Raw genomic sequence first — 19,469 nt, 5'->3', positions numbered from 1 at the left:
CGTTAAAAGAAGTCGCTCTGGATGAAGCCGAACTCCATGAGCTCAGCATCGCGCACGGGCTGGAAGGCATTGACGCGCTCCTTGGCAGTGAGAGGTTCGGGAGGGTCGAGCAAGGCATTAAGGCGGTTGTAACCAGGCCCGATGACGGCGAACACGATGCCGTTCCAGCCGCTGACGAATTCATCGAGGCGGTACCTTCGGTGACCCAGTACCGGGTCGCCGATATAGACATGCCGCTCATCGCTGCGTAGCAGCACGACGAAATGCTTGTAGCCGCGGACTTCCTGGAGCACCACGGCGGGGACCTTCAGTTGCTGCAATCCCGCGGGCGCAATGCGGTAGCCCCGGGCCCGCAGACCGATGGCCTCGACATAGCGCTTCATGTCCAGCATGGAGAAGCCCTGGGTGCGAACGATGTTCTGGTCCGCCCCGGCCAGCATGCCTTCGATGACCATCTGCTCGTTGACATCGAAGTCATAGGCTTCCCGCAGGACCGTGGCCAGCGAGGCGGCGCCGCAGCTGAAATCCGTCTGCTGCTGTACCAGGTGACTGAAGCGACGCTCGTGGATGCTCTGAACCTCGAGAAACGCCATGTTGCCTCCCGGCAGGACCGGAAAGGGCAGGCGAGCGGCAAGAGCATCGGCACCGAGCAGCACCAGCGATAGGGCAAGAATACGAGCGCGCATTCGTTAGCGTCCCTGCACGTCCAAAGGAAAGGGCTCCGATTGGAGCCCTTGTCAGGGTCAGAGCCCGGTGGGGGTTCCTCCATTGCCCGAGCAGGCGTTGCAGCCGGCAGCGATCGCCAGCGAATTGCTCTGCTGATTACCCGAGCCGGCGGCGACGTTCAGTCCGACATTGCCGGAGGCGCCATTGAGCGAGCCGCTGACAGTTGCCGAGTTGTTAACGGCCTGCTGCAAGGAAACCAGCGGCACGGTACCGGTCAGCGTGCCGGCCAGATCGATTTCACCGCTTTCCTCGAACAGGAAGGAGCCAGTGCCGTTGGGGCCGGGCTGAGCGCCCTGGTTGTCACTGTCAACATCGACGTGGGCGAGCTGCGTTGTGCCATCCGGGTGGAAGGGGCTGTTCCAGACTTCCAGATAAACGTCACCCACCTGATCCGAAATTCCCTCATAGGTGCCCGTTACGTTGCCGTTGAGGGTGAGTGCCACAACGGCCGACTCGGTCAGCACAGCCCGGTTGTTAGTGATGTTGCCGGTGGAGCTCTGTGTGGCCGTGCTACTGGCGGTGGCCACGAAACCGCCAGAAGTCGCGGTTGCGAAGTCGTTCTTCTGCTGGTTGAACACACCACTGGCAACGTTGATGCCGATGTTGCCCGAAGCGTTGTTACCGGAATTCAGAACGCTTGCGGTGTTGGTGACCGAGTAATTGTCCACCACATTGGTGCCGGTCTGGCTCAGGTTGACTGCGGCCGTGGCTGTGCCGAAGACAAAGAACTCATCGGCGGTGGACAGGGCGGCGGAATTGGCCTGTTGGTTGTGATCGCCCCCGGCGATGTTCACCCCGACGTTACCGGCCGCATCGTCCAGGGAGCTCTCCAGGCTGCCGGTGTTGACGGTGCCCTGGTTCAGCACATAGTTGCCGGCACTGGTCTGGGTGTCATTGACCGTAGCCAGGGCCGAAGAGCCGGGAGTGGTGGGAGGCGGAACCTCCTGAGCGGTGGCCGTGACAGCCAGGCCAGCGGCAACGGCGAATGCCAGGGGCTTCAGTGTCCACATAACTTTCATGGGTTTCTCCTTGCGGTACGTAGTCATTTCGCGGTTGCGAAGGGGGGTCAATCCACTACTGTCATGCTGAGGCTGTTCACCGACAGGTTGCCGACCCCAGCACTCTGGTTCAGCTGAACCACACCCCGACTTCCGGCAAAGGCCTTGTCGTCGGTGACGACGATGCGGCTGCCCTTGGGTTGTTCAGTCGCCCCGGAGGGTTGTGCAGGTGCCACCAACTGCTGAGCAAGCACACTGTCATCCAGATCCTGCCGCTGTCGGCCGAGGCTGAGGCGGAAGGAATTGATTTGCTGGTTGCCTGATCCGGCGGCCTGATTGACACCGGTCAGGCCGGAACTGCGGCCGAAGGATTCACCCAACAGGTTGACCTGCGCGTCCTGATTCAGGTCCAGCGCCTGCAGTTCCAGTTCCTGCCGTAGCTGGAGTCGGGCCGTGGCCAGTTCCGTTCCGATGGCAATCGCCCGGGCGTTGATCTGCTGGTGAAGCTCGCCGGCGCCCGCATTGACCGAGACCAGGCCCTGGCTGTCGATGCCCGTGTCTTCGATAACACTCTGGGAATGCATGGCCGGGTCGACGGCCAGCGCGCGAAAGGTGACAAGCAGGGCAAGCAACGGTGTCCATCGAATCATCTCAACGGCCTCCGGTCAGGTTCTGGAGAGGGGCCAGGCCACGCTGCACACTGCGGTTGACCTGGCCGGATATGCCGCCGCCTGAAGCACCGGCTCGGCCAGCTGCAACGCCGGGTAGTCGCGGGCCCTCGGATGCGGGTATGCCGGGAAGGCCTCCATCGAGCGGGATGCTGTTGCCCAGACGTTGCCCACTGATGACATGGGCAAAATCCCCGTCGCTGAGTTCGAGCCCACGCAACTGATGGCGGACCTGGGACGAGACGTTCGGATTGACCGCGATGGGGTTGGGATCGGGAACCAGGGTTTGTCGAAACGCCACACGCGGTTGCACTTCGCGCTGGATGACGATGCTGCCGTCACCTGCCGCGCACGCTTCCACCGCGATGAGTACCGCCCCCATTGCAAGTACGCATTGCTTCAGCACCAGATAATCCCCACGCCTTGGCGATACATGTCAGATCCCTTGAGCATCCATTTCCGCTCACTAACGCAGAAGTCGTGCCGATCCCAAAAAAAGCTTTAGAAACAGCACGTTATGAAATGGAGCGGGTTGCGGATCCGGCTGGGCGTAGCGTGGATGAAACAGAACGAGCCGCGGGGCCGTATCATTTTCGAGACAACAGCGGGCGCTTCAGGCGAGACGTGGGGTGCGCTCGCCCGAAGTGTCAATAACTCGAAACAGGGACAGGGCTTCTCCGGAATTCGGGAAGCCCTGGGGGGAGGGGAATCAGACGCGGAACTGACCGAGGAGGCGGTTCAGGTGTGCGGCCAACTGATTGAGGTGCTGGCCGGCATCGCTGGTCTTGTCGGCGGACTGCACAATCTCCTGCGCCAGCCCGGCGGCTTCGGTGACATTGCGGTTGATGTCGTCGATCACGTGCGACTGCTGCAGGGTGGCGCTGGCGATTGAGGCATTCACCCCGGCCAGGTTGCGCAGGGCGCCGGTGATCTGCTCCAGCGTCTCGCGGGCCAGGCCGGCCTGCTCGACGGTCAGCCGGGTGGCCTGGTTGCTTTCGGCGATGACCTTGACGGCGTTGCCGGAGTTGCTCTGCAGGCGCTCGATCATCTGCTGGATTTCGGCGGTCGATTGCTGGGTGCGCTGGGCCAGCAGGCGCACTTCATCGGCCACCACCGCGAAACCGCGTCCCTGTTCACCGGCACGCGCCGCTTCGATGGCCGCGTTGAGCGCGAGCAGGTTGGTCTGTTCGGCGATGCCGCGAATGACCTCCACGACCGTGCCGATCTGCGTGCTTTCGTCAGCCAGGCCCTGGATGACATCCACCGCCTGGCCGATCCGGGCGGACAACTGCTCGATCTGCTCCAGGCTGCGGTCGATGTTCTGCCGGCCCTGGCGGGCCTGGGCTTCGGCCTGGTTGACCTCGCTGGAGGCCTGCTCGGCGTTGCGCGCTACATCCTGAACCGCGTAGCTGACCTCGTTGACCGCGGTGGCGACCTGTTCCATCTGCGAGGACTGCTTCTGGCAGAACTGCTGACTGTCGCCCGCCACCAGGTTCAGACCATCGGCCGACTGCTGCAGGGAAGCGGCGTCCTTGAGCAGGCGCTCGACCAGTTGGCGCAGGTTGTCGGTGAAATGGTTGAAATGCTCCGCCATGTCGCGAATCTCGTCCCGGCCGCGGGTCTCGAGCCGCCGTGTGAGATCGGCGTCGCCGCTGGCGATGCCAGCCATCGCCTGCACCGCGTCCTGCAGAGGACGGGTAATGCTGCGGGCAATCAGGGTCAGCAGCACGCCACTGAGCAGGACGATGACCAGGCCGATGCCCGAAGCCTTGAAGGTCTGCTGCACGAATTGCTGGCGAATGTCGTCAATGTAGACGCCGGTACCCAGAATCCAGCCCCAGGGCTCGAACAGCTGAACATAAGAAATCTTCGGCACCGGCGTGTCATGCCCGGGCTTTGGCCAGCGGTAATCGACGGTGCCGGCGCCGTGCTCCTTGACCACGCGGACCATGACATTGAACAGTTCGGTGCCGTCCGGGTCCTTGTAGTTCTGCAGGGATTCGCCATTCAGTTTCGGGTTGGTCGGATGCATGACCATGCGCGGATGCAGGTCGTTGATCCAGAAATAGTCGTTCGCCCCATAACGTAGCTGACCCAGCAGCTTCTGCGCTTCCGCCTGGGCCTGCGCCCGATCCATTACCCCTTCGACCTCCAGCCGGTGGTACTGCCGGAGAATACCGATGGCGCTTTCCACCAGGTGCTGGGTCTTTTCCGCCTTTCCGCGATGGAGATCATCGTAGAGCTGCTGGAGCTGGAATACGCCCTGGAAGACCAGCATCAGCAGGAAAAGAGCGAGAATAAGCCAAAGTCTGTGACGAATAGGCAAGGAACGCAGCGACATGTGTATTAACCCTGATCATTATTTTACGGTTCAACTTTGGCGTGTTCGCGCCAACAGGTTGCCGGAAGTCTGTCTAAGTTGCATCAAGGTGCGACATTTCGTCCATTACCCTTTAGGCGAAGCGAAACTGCGCCTATCAAATAAAGTTCCGCTCAAGTAGTAAAAATAATGGCGGCCTGATAGCCGAATGTCGGGAAAACAACGTTTTTCCGTCGCCCGCCAGCTCTGCTAGCATTGCGCGCCTGCCGCCGGCCCTGATACCGGCTCATTCGCAACGGGCGCTGCGCGCCGCCCACTAAGGAGCGTTATGGATCTTTGGACCGCCTTTCAGGCTCTGCTGCTAGGCATTGTTGAGGGGATTACCGAGTTTCTGCCCATTTCAAGTACCGGCCATCAGATCATTGTGGCCGACCTGATCGGTTTCGGGGGGGAACGGGCCAGGGCCTTCAATATCATCATCCAGCTGGGCGCCATCCTGGCCGTGGTATGGGAGTACCGCCGCAAGATCCTCGATGTGGTAGTTGGCCTGCCGCGCCAGCGCTCCGCACAAAACTTCACATTTAACCTGTTGCTGGCCTTTCTGCCGGCGGCCGTGATCGGCGTGATTTTTTCCGATCTGATTCACGCGTTTCTCTTTAACCCCATCACCGTGGCGGCCGCTCTAGTGGTGGGTGGCGTAGTGATGCTCTGGGCGGAAAACCGTCCCCATGCCGTGCATGCCGAAACGGTTGACGACATGCGCTGGTCCCAGGCGCTCAAGGTCGGTTGCGCACAATGTCTGGCGCTGATTCCCGGCACGTCGCGCTCGGCATCGACCATCATCGGCGGCCTGCTGTTCGGCCTGTCGCGCAAGGCGGCCACGGAGTTTTCCTTCTTCCTGGCCATGCCTACCATGGTTGGCGCGGCGGTGTACTCCGGCTACAAGTACCGCGACCTGTTCCAGCCCGCCGATCTGCCGGTGTTTGCCCTCGGTTTCGTGGTGTCGTTCGTTTTCGCCATGCTGGCAGTACGGGCGCTGCTAAAGTTCATCGGCAATCACAGCTACGCGGCGTTCGCCTGGTACCGCATCGCGTTCGGCTTGCTGATTCTCGCCACTTGGCAGTTCGAATGGATCGACTGGAGCACCGCGCAAGGTTGAAACCCGCTCACTACGTCCTGTTTGCCGCGCTGATGGCGCTGCCGGTCGGCAGCGCTCTGCTGCTGGGCTTGCCCATCGCGCTGGTGGCGTACCTGCTCATCAGCCTGGCGACCTATTGGCTGTACCGCCACGACAAGCGCCAGGCCCGGCAAGGGCGGTGGCGCGTGCCAGAAAAGCTGCTGCACGCGGCGGCGTTGTATGGCGGCTGGCCCGGCGCACTGATCGCCCAGCTGCGCTTGCGCCACAAGACCCGCAAGCTGCGCTTTCTGATGCCGTTCTGGGGCATCGTGGCCCTGCACCAGATGTTCTGGGTGTACTGGCTGCTTCCTGCCGAGCTTCAGTTGTTCAACTGACCGGACGCTTCCCTGCGGGCTGCTTTAACCGGGGGAAGGGCGTACAATCCGCCCCTTTTTGCCCCCGGCCGTTCTAGCAGGTACTCTCCGTCGTGATCTCCACCGCCAACATCACCATGCAGTTCGGCGCCAAGCCGCTGTTCGAAAACGTTTCCGTCAAGTTCGGCAATGGCAACCGCTACGGCCTGATCGGCGCCAACGGCTGCGGCAAGTCCACCTTCATGAAGATCCTCGGCGGCGAGCTGGAACCCTCGGCCGGTCAGGTGATGCTCGAGCCCAACACGCGCCTGGGCAAGCTGCGTCAGGACCAGTTCGCCTATGAAAACAACACGGTGATCGACACCGTGATCATGGGCCACGAGCAACTGTGGAAGGTCAAGGCCGAGCGCGATCGTCTCTATTCGCTGCCGGAGATGAGCGAAGAAGAAGGCATGGCGGTGGCCGAGCTGGAAGTGGAATTCGCCGAAATGGACGGCTACACCGCCGAGTCCCGCGCCGGCGAGCTGCTGCTGGGTGTCGGCATTCCGCTGGATCAGCACTTCGGGCCGATGAGCGCGGTGGCCCCGGGCTGGAAGCTGCGCGTGCTGCTGGCCCAGGCGCTGTTCTCCGATCCGGATGTGCTGCTGCTCGACGAACCGACCAACCACCTGGATATCAACACCATCCGCTGGCTGGAAGGCGTGCTCACCGCGCGCAACAGCACCATGATCATCATCTCCCACGACCGTCACTTCCTGAACAGCGTGTGCACGCACATGGCCGACCTGGATTACGGCGAGATCCGCCTGTTCCCGGGCAACTACGACGAATACATGATCGCCGCGACCCAGGCCCGCGAGCGCCTGCTGTCCGACAACGCCAAGAAGAAGGCGCAGATCGCCGAATTGCAGACCTTCGTCAGCCGCTTTTCGGCCAACGCCTCCAAGGCCAAGCAGGCCACCAGCCGTGCCCGGCAGATCGACAAGATCCAGCTGGAAGAGGTCAAGCCGTCCAGCCGCGTCAGCCCGTTCATCCGTTTCGAACAGACCAAGAAACTGCACCGCCAGGCGGTGACCCTGGAGAAGGTCAGCCAGGGCTTCGACGGCACCGCGCTGTTCAAGAACCTGTCGCTGCAGATCGAGGCCGGCGAGCGCGTGGCCATAATCGGCCCCAACGGCATCGGCAAGACCACCCTGCTGCGTACCCTGGTCGGCGAGATGCCGCCGATGGCCGGCGAGGTGAAGTGGACGGAAAGCGCCGAGGTCGGTTACTTCGCCCAGGACCATGCCGAGGACTTCGAGGATGACGTCACCCTGTTCGACTGGATGTCCCAGTGGACCCAGGGCGGCGAGCAGCTGGTGCGCGGCACCCTGGGCCGCATGCTGTTCTCCAACGACGAGATCAAGAAGTCGGTGAAGGTCATCTCCGGTGGCGAGCAGGGTCGCATGCTGTTCGGCAAGCTGATTCTGAACAAGCCCAACGTGCTGGTGATGGACGAACCGACCAACCACCTGGACATGGAATCCATCGAGGCGCTCAACCTGGCGCTGGAGAACTACCCGGGCACGCTGGTCTTCGTCAGCCATGACCGTGAGTTCGTCTCCTCGCTGGCCACACGCATCATCGAGCTGTCGGAAAACGGCGTGACCGACTTCAGCGGCAGCTACGACGACTACCTGCGCAGCCAGGGCGTTCTCGTTTAACGCAGGGCAGGGCGCCGCAACGCGGCGCCTTTACTCGCGGTAGAACACCTGCACCAGGTGATAGCCGAACTGGGATTTCACCGGGCCGTGGATCTCGCCCACGGCCTTCTTGAAGATCACCTCGTCGATCGCGCGCACCATCTGTCCCGGCCGCACCTCACCGAGATCGCCGCCGCGCTTGCCGGACGGGCAGGTGGAGTGCTTCTTCGCCAGCTTGTCGAACGGCTCGCCGGCGGCCAGGCGCTTCTTCAGTTGCGCCGCTTCGGCTTCGGTCTTGACCAGGATGTGGCGTGCCATGGCTTTGGCCATTGTCGATGCTCCTCGTGGCGGGGGCGGCATTCTGCCGGCTTCGCGGCACCGGCTCAACGCGCGCCACCGAAAAACCGCTGGCAGGCAGGCGCCACGCGCCACTAAGCTGCCGACCTCACCCACACGTCACATGCCTTACATGAATCCCAGCACGAAGAACCCGTTGCACGGCGTCACTCTGGAACAGCTGCTCACCGAGCTGGTGGCCCATTACGGCTGGCCGGGTCTGGCGCAACGCATCGATATCCGCTGCTTCAGCAGCAACCCGAGCATCAAGTCGAGCCTGACGTTCCTGCGCAAGACGCCCTGGGCGCGGGAAAAGGTCGAGGCGCTGTTCGTGCAACTGCGTCAGGGCAAGGCTTGACGCCCGCGCTGGCTATAGTGAGTCATCGATTGCTCGGGGAGGCTTGAGCCATGCGCAGGCTGTTGCTCATCGGCGTACTGTGCGGCGCCGGCCCGGCGCTCGCCGAACCGCGCACGCTGACGCTGACCTTCAACGGCCACCCGCTGCAGACCGAATACGTGTTCAGGGACAAGGATCGCCAGCGCGGCCTGATGGAGCGTACCGAACTGGCCGAGTCCGCCGGCATGCTGTTTCGCTTCCCGCAGCTGAAGAGCCAGTGCCTGTGGATGAAGAACACGCCCCTGCCCCTGTCGGCGGCGTTTCTGGATGAAGAGGGGCGGGTCATCAACCTGGTTGACCTGCAGCCCCACGATCTCACCGTGAAGTGCTCCAGCGCGCCGGCGCGCTATGCCGTCGAGGCCAACCAGGGCTGGTTTGCCCAGCGCGGCGTCGCGCCCGGCGCGCCAGTTGCCGGTCTGCCCTCGGACTGAGCGCGGCAGTTCACGTAAAACATCAAGAAGTGTTTTTCCGCGCTAAATCAGCCACCTGAGACGATTTCCCAGAAATGGCCTCAGGAAATACGTTCGGCAATGTCGATCAGCTGCTCACGCATCCAGCGGTTGGCCGGGTCCTGATCGGTGCTCTCATGCCAGTAGAGATGGCTGGCCAGCGTCGGCACATCCGTCACCGGCAGTTCGACCACATGCAGCGCTTGCTGACGGGCGAAGCGCTCCGGCACGGTGAGCAGCAGGTTGGTGTCGTGCAGCACCCGGGTGGCCATCAGGTAATGCGGCGAGCGCAGGGCGATGCGTCGCTGCCGGCCCAGCTTGCCAAGCGCAAGGTCCACATAACCCAGACCGTTGCGGCGACTGGATATCTGGATATGCCCCGCGCCCAGGTAGTTTTCCAGGGTCAGCGGCCCGGCGGCCAGCGGATGTCCGGGGCGCATGGCGCAGACGAAACGGTCTTCGAGCAGCTTGACGTGGCGCACCTGCGGGTCGCTGTTGAGCGGCACGTCCACCGCGAAATCCAGCTTGCCGGCGGCCAGCTCGCTGGTGGTTTCCCGGCGCCGCGCCAGGGTGCTTTCGATGCGCACCTGCGGCGCCAGGCGGCCGAGACGCTGGAACAGCGGCGGCAGCAGCAGCGCCTCGCTGAGGTCGGTCATGCCGATGCGGAACGTCTTGGCGGCCTCGGCGGGGATGAAGGTGCGGCTTTCCTGCACCGACACCCGCAGCAGCTGGAGCGCCTGACGCACCGGCCCGATGATGTTCTGCGCCATGGGGGTGGGCACCATGCCCTGGGCAGTGCGCACGAACAGCGGGTCGTTGAAGGTCTCGCGCAGGCGCGCCAGGGCATTGGACACCGCCGGCTGGGTGATGCCGACGATCTGCCCGGCGCGGGTCAGGTTGGCTTCGCTGTAGATGGCATCGAAAACGATGAACAGGTTGAGATCGACCTTGCCAGGTGCCATGGCGGAATTCCCTTCTGAAAACGAGCGTGCCGAATATTATCCAGGTTATGAATGTTTATACACGCCAAAAATAGGCTGGGTAAATCCATCTGGCTGACCTAGGATTCGATCATCTTCGATCAGCACAAGGTGTATCAGCATGGATTTCGCCTACTCGCCCAAGGTGCAACAGCTGCGTGAGCGGCTTACCGCGTTCATGGAAGAACACGTTTATCCCGCCGAGTCGGTGTTCGAGCAACAGGTGGCCGAGGGTGATCGCTGGCAACCCACGGCGATCATGGAAACGCTGAAGGCCGAAGCCAAGGCGCAGGGGCTGTGGAACCTGTTCCTGCCGGAATCGGAATACGGGGCCGGTCTTTCCAACCTGGAATACGCTCCCCTGGCCGAGATCATGGGCCGTTCGCTGATCGGTCCGGAGCCGTTCAACTGCTCCGCCCCGGACACCGGCAACATGGAGGTGCTGGTCCGTTACGGCAGCGCCGAACAGAAGCAGCGCTGGCTCGAACCGCTGCTGGCCGGCGAGATCCGTTCCGGCTTTGCCATGACCGAGCCCGGCGTGGCCTCCTCGGACGCCACCAACATGCAGGCCAGCGCCCGGCGTGACGGCGACGAGTGGGTAATCAACGGCCGCAAGTGGTGGACCTCCGGCGCCAGCGACCCGCGCTGCACCGTGCTGATCTTCATGGGCCTGACCAACCCGGACAACCCGCGCCACCAGCAGCATTCGATGATCCTGGTGCCCAAGGACACGCCCGGGGTGACCGTGGTGCGCCCGCTGCACGTGTTCGGCTACGACGACGCGCCCCACGGCCACGCCGAGGTGCTGTTCGAGAACGTGCGCGTGCCCTACGAGAACGTCATCCTCGGCGAGGGTCGCGGCTTCGAGATCGCCCAGGGCCGCCTCGGGCCGGGGCGCATCCACCACTGCATGCGCTCGATCGGCATGGCCGAACGCGCCCTGGAACTGATGTGCAAGCGCTCGGTCAGCCGCACCGCCTTCGGCAAGCCACTGGCACGCCTGGGCGGCAACCTGGACCACATCGCCGACTCGCGCACCGAGATCAACATGGCCCGCCTGCTGACCCTGAATGCCGCGTACATGATGGACACCGTGGGCAACAAGGTGGCGGCCAGCGAGATCGCGCAGATCAAGGTGGTGGCGCCCAACGTGGCGCTGCGGGTGATCGACCGCGCCATCCAGATGCACGGTGGCGCCGGGGTATGCCAGGACTTCCCGCTGGCCTACTGGTACGCCATGCAGCGCACCCTGCGCCTGGCCGATGGCCCGGACGAGGTGCACCGCGCGAGCATCGGCAAGCATGAACTGGCCAAGTACGTGCCGCGCGAGGCGCTGCGCGGTCGCTGAGGCGGACGCACCCTGTCTAAGCTGAGAGTGTGCAGCGAGGGCAGGGGTATGGCGGAACAGGCGCGACTGCTGGTGGTGGATGACGACGCCGAGGTGCGCCGCCTGCTGGGCGACTACCTCGGCGGCCAGGGTTACCGGGTGGACGGCTGCGCCGACAGCGCCGCCCTGCGTCAGGCCCTGGCCGCGCAGGTGCCCGATCTGGTGCTGCTGGATGTCGGCCTGCCCGGCGAGGACGGCCTGAGCCTGGCGCGCTTTCTGCGCGAGCATCACGACCTGCCGGTGATCATGATTTCCGGCGCCGGTACGCCGCTGGACCGCATCGTCGGCCTGGAGGTCGGCGCCGACGACTATCTGGCCAAGCCCTTCGAGCTGCGCGAACTGCTCGCGCGGGTGCGCAGCGTGTTGCGTCGCTATCGCGCCGCTCCGGCTGCGCCGGAACCGGTCGAGCCGCAACCGGCCGTGCCGACCGGCATTCCGCTCGGGCGCTTCCGTCTGGAGCTGGACAGTCGCCGGCTGCTCGACGAGCAGGGCGCGGACATCGAGCTGACCGCCATGGAGTTCGACCTGCTGCAGGCCTTCGCCCAGCGCCCGAACCGGCCACTGAGCCGCGACCAGTTGCTCAACCTGACCCAGAACCGCGACTGGAACCCGTTCGACCGCTCCATCGACATCCGCATCGCCCGGCTGCGCCGCAAGCTCGAGGACGACCCGGAAAAGCCGCAGATCATCCGCACCCTGCGCGGGGTCGGCTACATGCTGGTGACCGGACGGCGTTGAAGGTTTCAATTGTTTCAGTCCGGTTTCCGGCCGGCCGGCGCGGCGGGGCGCTTCCTATACTGGCGCTGAACTGACACACCGCACGCGGGGTGGGCGTCATGGGCAAGCGCACCTGGCCTGAAGCGGGCAATCCGCTGCGGCAGATCGTCGACAACAGCAGCGCGGTGATCTTCATCAAGGACATCGAAGGCCGCTACCGGCTGGTCAATCCCGCCTTCGAGCGCCTGTTCGGCGTGTCCGCCGAGCGGGTGCTGAGCCGCGACGACCATGAGCTGTTTCCGAGCGAGATCGCCGATGCCCTGCTGTGCAACGACCGCCGCGTGGTCGAGCAGGGACGCTCCATCGAAGTGGAGGAACAGGTGCTCTGGCAGGGGCGCCAGTACACCTATCTGACCACCAAATTCCCGATCTGCGACAACCATGGCCAACTGGTGGGCGTAGGGGGCATCGCCGCCGATATCAGCGAGCGCAAGCGCACCGAGGACGCCTTGCGGCATGTCGCCCTGGGCGTGTCACGGAGCACCGGCAACGCGGTGTTTCCCGCCACCGTGCGCTATCTGGCGTCTTCCCTGCAGGTGGACTTCGCCTTCGTCAGCCACGCCAGCCGGCCGGACAGCACCCACCTGGCCACCCTGGCGGCCAGTTACCAGGGCGAGCCCATCGACAACTTCGATTACGTGCTGCAGGGCACCCCCTGTGCGGAGGTGTTCGGCCAGCGCTTCCTGTACATCCCGCGGGGCCTGGGTGAACGCTACCCGCTGGATGCGCTGTTAGGGCACATCCGCATCGACAGCTATGCCGGCTACCCGCTGTTCGCCAGCGATGGCAGGCCGCTGGGGCTGATCGCCGTCGGCCATGCCACCGGGCTGCCGGAACGCGAACGGGTGGAGTCGGTGCTGCGCATCTTCTCGGTGCGGGTCGCCGCCGAGGTGGAACGGGAGGCGCTCGAACAGCAGTTGCGCCAGGCCCAGCGCATGGAAGCCATCGGTCACCTGACCGGCGGCATCGCCCATGACTTCAACAACCTGCTGACCAGCATGCTCGGCTACACCCAGATGGCCGAGGAACTGGCGGGCGAGCGCGGCGACGCGCCGCTCGGCCGTTACCTCGGGCGCATCCGCCAGTCGGCCGAGAAGGCCCGCGACCTGATCCGCCAGATGCTGGTGTTCAGCCGTGGCAGCCGGGGCCAGCCGCGCGTGGTGTCGCTGGCCGCGCTGATCGAGGAGTTTCGCCCGCTGCTGCAGTCCGCCCTGCCGGCGGGCATCGAGTTCGACGTGCGGCTCGATCAGGGCCTGGCGCCGGTGCGGATCGACCCGCTGCAACTGGAACAGGTGCTGATGAACCTGTGCATCAATGCCCGCGACGCCATGGGCGGCAGCGGACGGCTGCGCGTCGCACTGCGCGCGCGCAGCCTGGTGGACGGCCTGTGCGCGTCCTGCCAGCAGCGTATCGCCGGCGACTTCCAGGCGCTGTGCGTGGAAGACAGCGGTCCCGGTATCGACGAGCCCGTTCAGCACACCATCTTCGAACCCTTCTACACCACCAAGCCGCCAGGGCAGGGCAGTGGCATGGGGCTGTCCATGGTGCACGGCCTGGTCCACGAGTACGGCGGCCACCTGCTGCTGTACAGCCAGCCGGGACAAGGCGCCCGCTTCGAGGTGCTGCTGCCCGGCCTGCAGGGTTCACCGGCCGTGTCGGCGCAGCCGGCCGGCGACCGTGAGACGCCGCGTGAGCAGCTGCGCGGGCGGGTCGGCGTGGTGGACGACGATCCGCTGGTGGGCGAGTACCTGAAGGATTGCCTGAGTCGCTGGGGACTGCAGGTCACCGTCTGGAACGACGCCGAGCAGGCGCGCGCGGCGTTGCTGGCGGAGCCCGGAGCGTGGGATGCGCTGATCCTCGACCAGAGCATGCCGCGCCTGTGTGGCCTGGCGCTGGCCAAGCAGGTCCTGGCGGTACGCGCGGAGCTGCCGATCGCCCTGCACACCGGCTTCAGCGATCCGGACGACGAGCGCCTCGCGCGGCGCCTCGGCCTCAGCCTGCTGCACAAGCCGGTGGCCGCGCCGGTGCTGCACGACTGGCTGAGTGATCGGCTGCCAGGCTGAAACCCTTCGGCAACACAGTCGCAGCACTCCGACATCGACGCGATACGCACGGGGCAAATACTGGCCTCGACTGCCACCCAAGGCAGCCGTCACCGGAGGTTCCCATGCACCGCTCATCCCTGACCCGCGCCATGCACTGGCTGCGCGCGTACCTCGATTCCGACCAGTTGTTCTTCATCTACCTGGCCGAAAGCCAGCGTCACGCCGGCTGATGCCCGGGAGGTTCCGATGAAACGCCTCACCCTCTTCGTCTACGGCATCCTCTGCTACGCCGTATTCTTCGCCACCTTCCTCTACGCCATCGCCTTTGTCGGTGATCTGCCCGGCGTGCCGCGCACCATCGACGGCGCGCCGCGGATGGCCACCACGCCGGCGTTGCTCATCGACCTGTTGCTGCTGACCCTGTTCGCCGTGCAGCACAGCCTGATGGCGCGGCCGGCCTTCAAGGCGCTGTGGACGCGGATCATCCCGGCGGCCGCCGAGCGCAGCACCTATGTGCTGTTTTCCAGCCTGGCGCTGATCCTGCTCTTCCGCTTCTGGCAGCCGCTCGGCGGGCAGGTCTGGTCGCTGCAGAGCACCGCCGGGCAGGTGCTGATGTACGCCGGCTTCGCCTTCGGCTGGGCGCTGGTGCTGTACAGCACCTTCCTGATCAATCACTTCGATCTGTTCGGCCTGCGCCAGGTCTGGCTGCAGCTGCGCGGCCAGGCCTACCGGCCGCTGGCGTTCAAGACCCCGGGCGCCTACCGGTTGGTGCGGCATCCGCTGTACGTCGGCTGGTTCTTCGCCATCTGGTGCACGCCGCAGATGAGCGTCACCCACATGCTGTTCGCCCTGGTGACCGCGGCCTACATCCTGGCGGCGATCAGCTTCGAGGAGCACGACCTGCTCGCCGCGCATCCCGAGTACGCCGATTACCGGCGCCGCGTGCCCATGCTGCTGCCCCGGTTGCGCCAGGCCGCCGAGCCGCTCGACGAGGCGATCTGATCCGCCTGAAATGACAAGGGCGCCGTCAGGCGCCCTTGTCATGTTCGACCGGTCAGTGCCGCGCCGGCGTGTCGCGGGTCTTGAGCAGCGAGAGCAGCACGCCGCCGGCCAGCAGGCCGAGGGTCACGCCGAGCGACAGCACGGCGGGCACCTTGCCGATGAAGCCATGGGCGAAGATCTTGCCGCCGATGAAGATCAGCACCAGCGCCAGGGCGTACTTGAGGTACACGAAACGGTGCATCAGCGCCGCCAGGGCGAAGTACAGCGAACGCAGGCCGAGGATGGCGAAGATGTTCGAGGTGTAGACGATGAACGGGTCCTGGGTGATGGCGAACACCGCCGGCACGCTGTCCACGGCGAACACCAGGTCAGCCAGCTCGATCAGCACCAGGCAGAGGAACAGCGGCGTGGCGTAGAGCAGGGCACGTTCGGCGCCCGCCGGCTTCAGGCGCACGAAGAAGCGGCCGTCGTGCAGGGAGTCGGTCATGCGCAGGTGGCGACGCACGAAGCGGATCATGCGGTTGTTTTCCAGATCCGGGTGCGCTTCCTCATCCTTCTGGAACAGCATCTTCACCCCGGACAGCAGCAGGAAGGCGCCGAACAGGTAGAGCACCCACTCGAACTCCTTCACCAGCGCGGTGCCCAGGCCGATCATGATGGCGCGCAGCACCACCACACCGATGATGCCCCAGAACAGCACGCGGTGCTGATAGCGACGCGGAATGCCGAAGGCGCCGAAGATCATCGCCATCACGAACACGTTGTCCATGGACAGCGACTGCTCGACCAGAAAGCCGGTGTAGAACTCCATGGCGCTCTGCGCGCCGAGCTCGAACCATACCCAGGCACCGAACAGCACGCCGACGCTGAAATAGCCGCTGTACAGCAGCAGGCTTTCGCGCATTTCGATTTCGCGCTCTTCGCGGTGCAGGACGCCGAGGTCAAGGACCAGCAGCAGGATGACGATGGCGAGGAAACCCAGCCAGAACCAGGCCGGGGTGCCCAGGAAGGGGGTCGATAAGAAGTCGAACGGATGCATCGGTCAGGCCCTCCAGCATTGGATTGTCGGAAACAGCTGACTCCGACATCACGGTGGGAAGCCCACCGCCAGAGGGGCCCGGCGTCACTGCGCGCAATAGGCTATGCGCGTAGTTCCGGCAATGCAACGGTCGGCTTTCAGCGAATCCAGACTTCCACCCGGCGGTTGCGGATGCGCCCGGATTCGGCCTGGTTGTCGGCCACCGGCAGGTCATCGCCGATGCCCAGCACCTGCGAATTCGTCACGCCCAGGCGCGACAGCGCGCGGCGCACCGTCTCGGCGCGCAGGCGCGACAACAGGCGGGCGCGGCTCGGGTCGTTCTTGGCGTCACCGAAACCCACCAGCACCAGCTGGGCATCCTCCCCGGCGCTCGCATTCAGGTAGTCGCGCACGCGCTCCAGATCACGCATCGCCTTGTTGTCCAGCTGGGCGCTGCCTTCCTGGAAGCGGAAATTGATCGACAGGCGCCGGCCGGTTTGCGCCAGCTCGCGATAGTCGCCGGGCAGGTTGGCGTGCGCCTCGACCGGGATGGCACGCACGGCCTGGCCAATGAACCCCACCCGCTCGACGATGCGCTGGCCTTCGGCGCTCTGGGCGTAATCGATCAGTGCCTGCGCCCAGGGGCTGGCGTCGTCAGGCGCACGGTAGAGGAACAGGCGGCGTGACAGTGGATAGTCCTCGGTGGCGACACTGTCCGGACTGGGTAGCAGCGCCTGGGCACCGCCGGCGGAAATGGCCAGCGCGCGCGCCTGGCCAACCGAGGCCAGGCCGACGAAGCCGATGCCCAGCGGATCGGCCATGACGGCCTCGGAAAGCCGGTCGTTGGACTCGAAGCGCCGGGCGCCGGCGTCCAGTTGCTGGCCCTGGGGCACCAGGACCAGCTCCTTGAAGGTGTCGTAGGTGCCGGACTGATCGTCGCGGGCATACAGACGCACCGGCGCATCCGGTCCGCCCAGTGCCCGCCAGTTGCGCAGTTCTCCGGAGAACAGCGCCGCCAACTGGTCGACGGCCAGACTCCGCAGCGGGTTGGTGGGGTGAACGATGACGGCCAGGCCGTCGATAGCGATCACCTGTTCGGAAGCCCGCGAGCGCAGGTCGCCGCGTGCGGCGAGGGCATGCACCTCGGCGTCCTTCACCGGTCGGGAGGAGGCGGCGAGTTCCGCGCTGCCCTCGCGCAGCGCCCGGAAACCGGTGCTGGAGCCATGCGCGGCGATGGCGATGCGCACCCAGGGCCCCTCCGCCTGGCGGGCCCGCACGGTCTGTTCGTTTTCCAGCGCCCCCGGCTGACGCGTGATGTCCTGAAAGCCCTGCTGACGCAACAGCCCCTCGACGAGCGCGGGCGCCAGGGCGGCCCCGACGGTATTGGAACCCTGGATGCGCAGCAGGGGAGTGGCTTGTGGGCTGGCGACGCTCGGCACGCCAGCGGACAGCAGGAAAACGGCAAGCAAGGCACGCAGCAGCGACATGCGGCGACTCCGGCAGACTGATGCCGCGCAAGGCTAGAGTCGCTTCATGACGGTTGCGTTACAACGCGGTTGCACACCCGAACGATGCGAGATGGAGCACTTCAGGCGATTTCCAGCCAGATAGGCGCGTGGTCGGAAGGCTTGTCCATGGCGCGCAGGTCGTAATCCACGCCCGCGTCCCGGAAGCGACCTTGCAGGGCCGTGGAAGCCAGGATCAGGTCGATGCGCAGGCCGCGACGCGGCTCGTCCTCGAAGCCGCGGCTGCGATAGTCGAACCAGCTGAAGCGGTCGCTCACCTCGGGGTGCAGGTGGCGGAAGCTGTCCACCAGGCCCCAGGCCTTCAGACGCTCCATCCACTCGCGCTCCTCGGGCAGGAAGCTGCACTTGCCGGTGCGCAGCCAGCGTTTGGCGTTTTCCGCGCCGATGCCGATATCGCAGTCCTGTGGCGAGATGTTGAAATCGCCCATGACCACCAGGGGCTGGTCAGGGCGGTACTGTTCTTCCAGCAGCCGCTGCAGGTCGGCATAGAAGCGCGTCTTGGCCGGAAACTTCAGCGGATGGTCACGATTCTCGCCCTGGGGGAAGTAGCCGTTGAGCACCTGAACGATCTGCCCGTCGGGCATCGCGAAACTGGCGCCGATCAGCCGCTTCTGCGACTCTTCGCCGTCCCAGGGGAAGCCCTTGAACACGGTCAGCGGCGCCTGGCGGGACAACATCGCCACGCCGTAGTGGCTCTTCTGCCCGTGGTAGTGCACGTGATAGCCCAGCGCCTCGACCATCTCCAGCGGGAACTGCTCGTCGGACACCTTGGTCTCCTGCAAGCCGATCACATCGGGCTGATGCTTCTCGATCAGCGCCGCCAGCTGGTGCGGTCGGGCGCGCAGGCCATTGATGTTGAATGAAACGAACTTCATGACGGCGGGTCCCGAGTCAAAACCGCGATGCTAGCCCAAGGGAGCTTGCGGCGACCACCCGATCCCGTCCGAGGCGCTTCAGCACCGACCAGGGAGAGACCGCATGCCCACCCGCCACGCCACCGAATCCGCCGAAGTCTGCCTGCTGGACAGCAGCTACGGACCGGAAGCCGCCTCGCTACTGTTTCGCGCCTATCGCAACGACCCGACCTTCCGCTGGCTGATGGATGCCGAGCGGCCGGGTTATGACCACCGGCTGCGCACCACCTTGCGTGAATTGTTGCGCAATCACATCGATGAGCAGCGCCCGGCGTTGGGGCTGGTGCAGAACGATCGACTGATCGGCATCGCGCTGGTCGCCCCGCCGGAGCGTCGCCTGGAAGTGACGGAAAGCTGGGGCTGGCGGCTGCGCATGCTGCTCGGCGCCGGCCGTCGCGCCACGCGCCGCTACCTGGAGTTCTATGCAGCGGTGATGGCTTGCGTGCCGCCCGGCCCGCATCACCTGCTGCCGCTGCTGGGTGTGCTGCCCGACTATCAGGGCCGGGGCTACGGCGAGCAGCTGCTGGCCGCGCTGCACAACTGGTGCGCCGAGGACAGTCAGTCCCATGGCATCGTGCTGGACACCGGCAATCAGCAGTACCTGGAGTTCTACCGGCGCAACGGCTACCGGGAAATCGGCGAGGTGGCCATCGGACCGGTGCGAGAACATGTATTCTTCCACCCCAATCCCCAACCTCTGGCTGGCGTCTCCGGATAGCGCGGCTGCTACCTTTTTCGCGGAGAAGGCGACCC

General features: G+C 64.9%; 20 protein-coding genes and 1 pseudogene. 10 read left to right on the top strand and 11 right to left on the bottom strand.

Annotation, left to right across the window (positions count from 1 at the left end; genetic code table 11):
* Positions 1-2 precede the first annotated feature (2 nt).
* From VL129_RS15790 to VL129_RS17240, 6 genes and pseudogenes are all read right to left on the bottom strand, one after another.
* Positions 3-686, bottom strand: coding sequence for a C39 family peptidase (locus VL129_RS15790; RefSeq protein WP_325414368.1), 684 nt, complete (start codon positions 684-686; stop codon positions 3-5).
* 57 nt (positions 687-743) lie between these two features.
* Complete coding sequence (locus tag VL129_RS15785; protein WP_325414366.1) at positions 744-1,745, bottom strand: autotransporter outer membrane beta-barrel domain-containing protein; 1,002 nt, start codon at positions 1,743-1,745, stop codon at positions 744-746.
* Between the two features lie 47 nt (positions 1,746-1,792).
* Positions 1,793-2,374, bottom strand: coding sequence for an adhesin (locus VL129_RS15780; RefSeq protein ID WP_325414364.1), 582 nt, complete (start codon positions 2,372-2,374; stop codon positions 1,793-1,795).
* 1 nt (position 2,375) lies between these two features.
* Positions 2,376-2,798: a hypothetical protein gene (locus VL129_RS15775; protein ID WP_325414362.1), complete on the bottom strand. Its 423-nt coding sequence runs from the start codon at positions 2,796-2,798 to the stop codon at positions 2,376-2,378.
* Positions 2,799-3,101: 303 nt separating this feature from the next.
* Positions 3,102-3,836 carry a methyl-accepting chemotaxis protein gene (locus VL129_RS17245; protein ID WP_414705218.1) on the bottom strand — a complete coding sequence of 245 codons (735 nt, stop codon included), beginning with the start codon at positions 3,834-3,836 and terminating at the stop codon, positions 3,102-3,104.
* 120 nt (positions 3,837-3,956) lie between these two features.
* Positions 3,957-4,670, bottom strand: a pseudogene (locus VL129_RS17240) (cache domain-containing protein); the annotation flags it as partial.
* 370 nt (positions 4,671-5,040) lie between these two features.
* Here VL129_RS17240 and VL129_RS15765 point away from each other — a divergent pair.
* From VL129_RS15765 to VL129_RS15755, 3 genes are all read left to right on the top strand, one after another.
* Complete coding sequence (locus tag VL129_RS15765) at positions 5,041-5,871, top strand: undecaprenyl-diphosphate phosphatase (protein ID WP_325414358.1); 831 nt, start codon at positions 5,041-5,043, stop codon at positions 5,869-5,871.
* Positions 5,868-6,224: a DUF1294 domain-containing protein gene (locus tag VL129_RS15760; protein WP_325414356.1), complete on the top strand. Its 357-nt coding sequence runs from the start codon at positions 5,868-5,870 to the stop codon at positions 6,222-6,224. Before VL129_RS15765 ends, VL129_RS15760 begins: the two co-directional genes overlap by 4 nt.
* Positions 6,225-6,316: 92 nt before the next feature.
* Positions 6,317-7,906, top strand: coding sequence for an ABC-F family ATPase (locus VL129_RS15755; protein ID WP_325414354.1), 1,590 nt, complete (start codon positions 6,317-6,319; stop codon positions 7,904-7,906).
* A 30-nt stretch (positions 7,907-7,936) separates the two neighbouring features.
* Here VL129_RS15755 and VL129_RS15750 read toward each other — a convergent pair whose 3' ends face one another.
* Positions 7,937-8,215 (bottom strand): peptidylprolyl isomerase, encoded by a 279-nt coding sequence (locus VL129_RS15750; protein WP_325414352.1) that lies wholly within the window; start codon positions 8,213-8,215, stop codon positions 7,937-7,939.
* 139 nt (positions 8,216-8,354) lie between these two features.
* Between VL129_RS15750 and VL129_RS15745 the strand changes: the two genes are divergently transcribed.
* Both VL129_RS15745 and VL129_RS15740 read left to right on the top strand, forming a co-directional pair.
* A complete protein-coding gene (locus tag VL129_RS15745) occupies positions 8,355-8,579 on the top strand; it encodes a VF530 family protein (RefSeq protein WP_325414350.1) in 225 nt (74 codons plus the stop codon).
* Positions 8,580-8,629: 50 nt separating this feature from the next.
* The gene (locus VL129_RS15740) at positions 8,630-9,049 is read left to right on the top strand and encodes a DUF192 domain-containing protein (protein WP_325414348.1); all 420 of its coding nucleotides are present in this window, start codon (positions 8,630-8,632) and stop codon (positions 9,047-9,049) included.
* Between the two features lie 80 nt (positions 9,050-9,129).
* Here the strand turns inward: VL129_RS15740 and VL129_RS15735 are convergent, their stop codons facing one another.
* Positions 9,130-10,029, bottom strand: coding sequence for a LysR family transcriptional regulator (locus VL129_RS15735; protein WP_325414346.1), 900 nt, complete (start codon positions 10,027-10,029; stop codon positions 9,130-9,132).
* 139 nt (positions 10,030-10,168) lie between these two features.
* Here VL129_RS15735 and VL129_RS15730 point away from each other — a divergent pair, with 139 nt between their 5' ends.
* The 4 genes from VL129_RS15730 to mddA all read left to right on the top strand — a co-directional run bounded on the left by VL129_RS15730 (position 10,169) and on the right by mddA (position 15,258).
* Positions 10,169-11,395: an acyl-CoA dehydrogenase gene (locus VL129_RS15730; RefSeq protein ID WP_325414344.1), complete on the top strand. Its 1,227-nt coding sequence runs from the start codon at positions 10,169-10,171 to the stop codon at positions 11,393-11,395.
* A gap of 48 nt (positions 11,396-11,443) precedes the next feature.
* On the top strand, positions 11,444-12,172 hold the full coding sequence (locus VL129_RS15725) for a response regulator (protein WP_325414342.1): 729 nt from the start codon (positions 11,444-11,446) through the stop codon (positions 12,170-12,172).
* A 98-nt stretch (positions 12,173-12,270) separates the two neighbouring features.
* Positions 12,271-14,274, top strand: a complete 2,004-nt coding sequence (locus VL129_RS15720) for a hybrid sensor histidine kinase/response regulator (protein WP_325414340.1) — start codon at positions 12,271-12,273, stop codon at positions 14,272-14,274.
* A 228-nt stretch (positions 14,275-14,502) separates the two neighbouring features.
* Entirely contained in the window at positions 14,503-15,258 is a 756-nt protein-coding gene (gene mddA / locus VL129_RS15715) for a methanethiol S-methyltransferase (RefSeq protein ID WP_325414339.1), read from the top strand.
* A 52-nt stretch (positions 15,259-15,310) separates the two neighbouring features.
* Here mddA and VL129_RS15710 read toward each other — a convergent pair whose 3' ends face one another.
* From VL129_RS15710 to xthA, 3 genes are all read right to left on the bottom strand, one after another.
* Positions 15,311-16,297 carry a TerC family protein gene (locus tag VL129_RS15710; protein WP_325414337.1) on the bottom strand — a complete coding sequence of 329 codons (987 nt, stop codon included), beginning with the start codon at positions 16,295-16,297 and terminating at the stop codon, positions 15,311-15,313.
* A gap of 137 nt (positions 16,298-16,434) precedes the next feature.
* Complete coding sequence (locus VL129_RS15705) at positions 16,435-17,763, bottom strand: substrate-binding domain-containing protein (RefSeq protein WP_325414335.1); 1,329 nt, start codon at positions 17,761-17,763, stop codon at positions 16,435-16,437.
* Positions 17,764-17,864: 101 nt separating this feature from the next.
* The gene (gene xthA, locus VL129_RS15700; RefSeq protein WP_325414333.1) at positions 17,865-18,677 is read right to left on the bottom strand and encodes an exodeoxyribonuclease III; all 813 of its coding nucleotides are present in this window, start codon (positions 18,675-18,677) and stop codon (positions 17,865-17,867) included.
* Between the two features lie 103 nt (positions 18,678-18,780).
* Between xthA and VL129_RS15695 the strand changes: the two genes are divergently transcribed.
* On the top strand, positions 18,781-19,434 hold the full coding sequence (locus tag VL129_RS15695; protein WP_325414331.1) for a GNAT family N-acetyltransferase: 654 nt from the start codon (positions 18,781-18,783) through the stop codon (positions 19,432-19,434).
* Positions 19,435-19,469: the final 35 nt, after the last annotated feature.

It is taken from the genome of Pseudomonas sp. (assembly GCF_035497915.1).
GTDB lineage: Bacteria > Pseudomonadota > Gammaproteobacteria > Pseudomonadales > Pseudomonadaceae > Serpens.
This window is presented reverse-complemented; position numbering and strand designations above follow the sequence as displayed.

Excerpts from the sequence above, each read along its gene's own strand:
- VL129_RS15790 (WP_325414368.1), bottom strand. The coding sequence starts at position 686 with ATGCGCGCTCGTATTCTTGCCCTATCGCTGGTGCTGCTCGGTGCCGAT.
- VL129_RS15750 (WP_325414352.1), bottom strand. The coding sequence starts at position 8,215 with ATGGCCAAAGCCATGGCACGCCACATCCTGGTCAAGACCGAAGCCGAA.
- VL129_RS15730 (WP_325414344.1), top strand. The coding sequence starts at position 10,169 with ATGGATTTCGCCTACTCGCCCAAGGTGCAACAGCTGCGTGAGCGGCTT.
- VL129_RS15765 (WP_325414358.1), top strand. The coding sequence starts at position 5,041 with ATGGATCTTTGGACCGCCTTTCAGGCTCTGCTGCTAGGCATTGTTGAG.
- VL129_RS15725 (WP_325414342.1), top strand. The coding sequence starts at position 11,444 with ATGGCGGAACAGGCGCGACTGCTGGTGGTGGATGACGACGCCGAGGTG.
- VL129_RS15735 (WP_325414346.1), bottom strand. The coding sequence starts at position 10,029 with ATGGCACCTGGCAAGGTCGATCTCAACCTGTTCATCGTTTTCGATGCC.
- mddA (WP_325414339.1), top strand. The coding sequence starts at position 14,503 with ATGAAACGCCTCACCCTCTTCGTCTACGGCATCCTCTGCTACGCCGTA.
- VL129_RS15740 (WP_325414348.1), top strand. The coding sequence starts at position 8,630 with ATGCGCAGGCTGTTGCTCATCGGCGTACTGTGCGGCGCCGGCCCGGCG.
- VL129_RS15705 (WP_325414335.1), bottom strand. The coding sequence starts at position 17,763 with ATGTCGCTGCTGCGTGCCTTGCTTGCCGTTTTCCTGCTGTCCGCTGGC.
- VL129_RS15695 (WP_325414331.1), top strand. The coding sequence starts at position 18,781 with ATGCCCACCCGCCACGCCACCGAATCCGCCGAAGTCTGCCTGCTGGAC.
- xthA (WP_325414333.1), bottom strand. The coding sequence starts at position 18,677 with ATGAAGTTCGTTTCATTCAACATCAATGGCCTGCGCGCCCGACCGCAC.
- VL129_RS15780 (WP_325414364.1), bottom strand. The coding sequence starts at position 2,374 with ATGATTCGATGGACACCGTTGCTTGCCCTGCTTGTCACCTTTCGCGCG.
- VL129_RS15745 (WP_325414350.1), top strand. The coding sequence starts at position 8,355 with ATGAATCCCAGCACGAAGAACCCGTTGCACGGCGTCACTCTGGAACAG.
- VL129_RS15785 (WP_325414366.1), bottom strand. The coding sequence starts at position 1,745 with ATGAAAGTTATGTGGACACTGAAGCCCCTGGCATTCGCCGTTGCCGCT.
- VL129_RS15710 (WP_325414337.1), bottom strand. The coding sequence starts at position 16,297 with ATGCATCCGTTCGACTTCTTATCGACCCCCTTCCTGGGCACCCCGGCC.
- VL129_RS17245 (WP_414705218.1), bottom strand. The coding sequence starts at position 3,836 with ATGGAACAGGTCGCCACCGCGGTCAACGAGGTCAGCTACGCGGTTCAG.
- VL129_RS15720 (WP_325414340.1), top strand. The coding sequence starts at position 12,271 with ATGGGCAAGCGCACCTGGCCTGAAGCGGGCAATCCGCTGCGGCAGATC.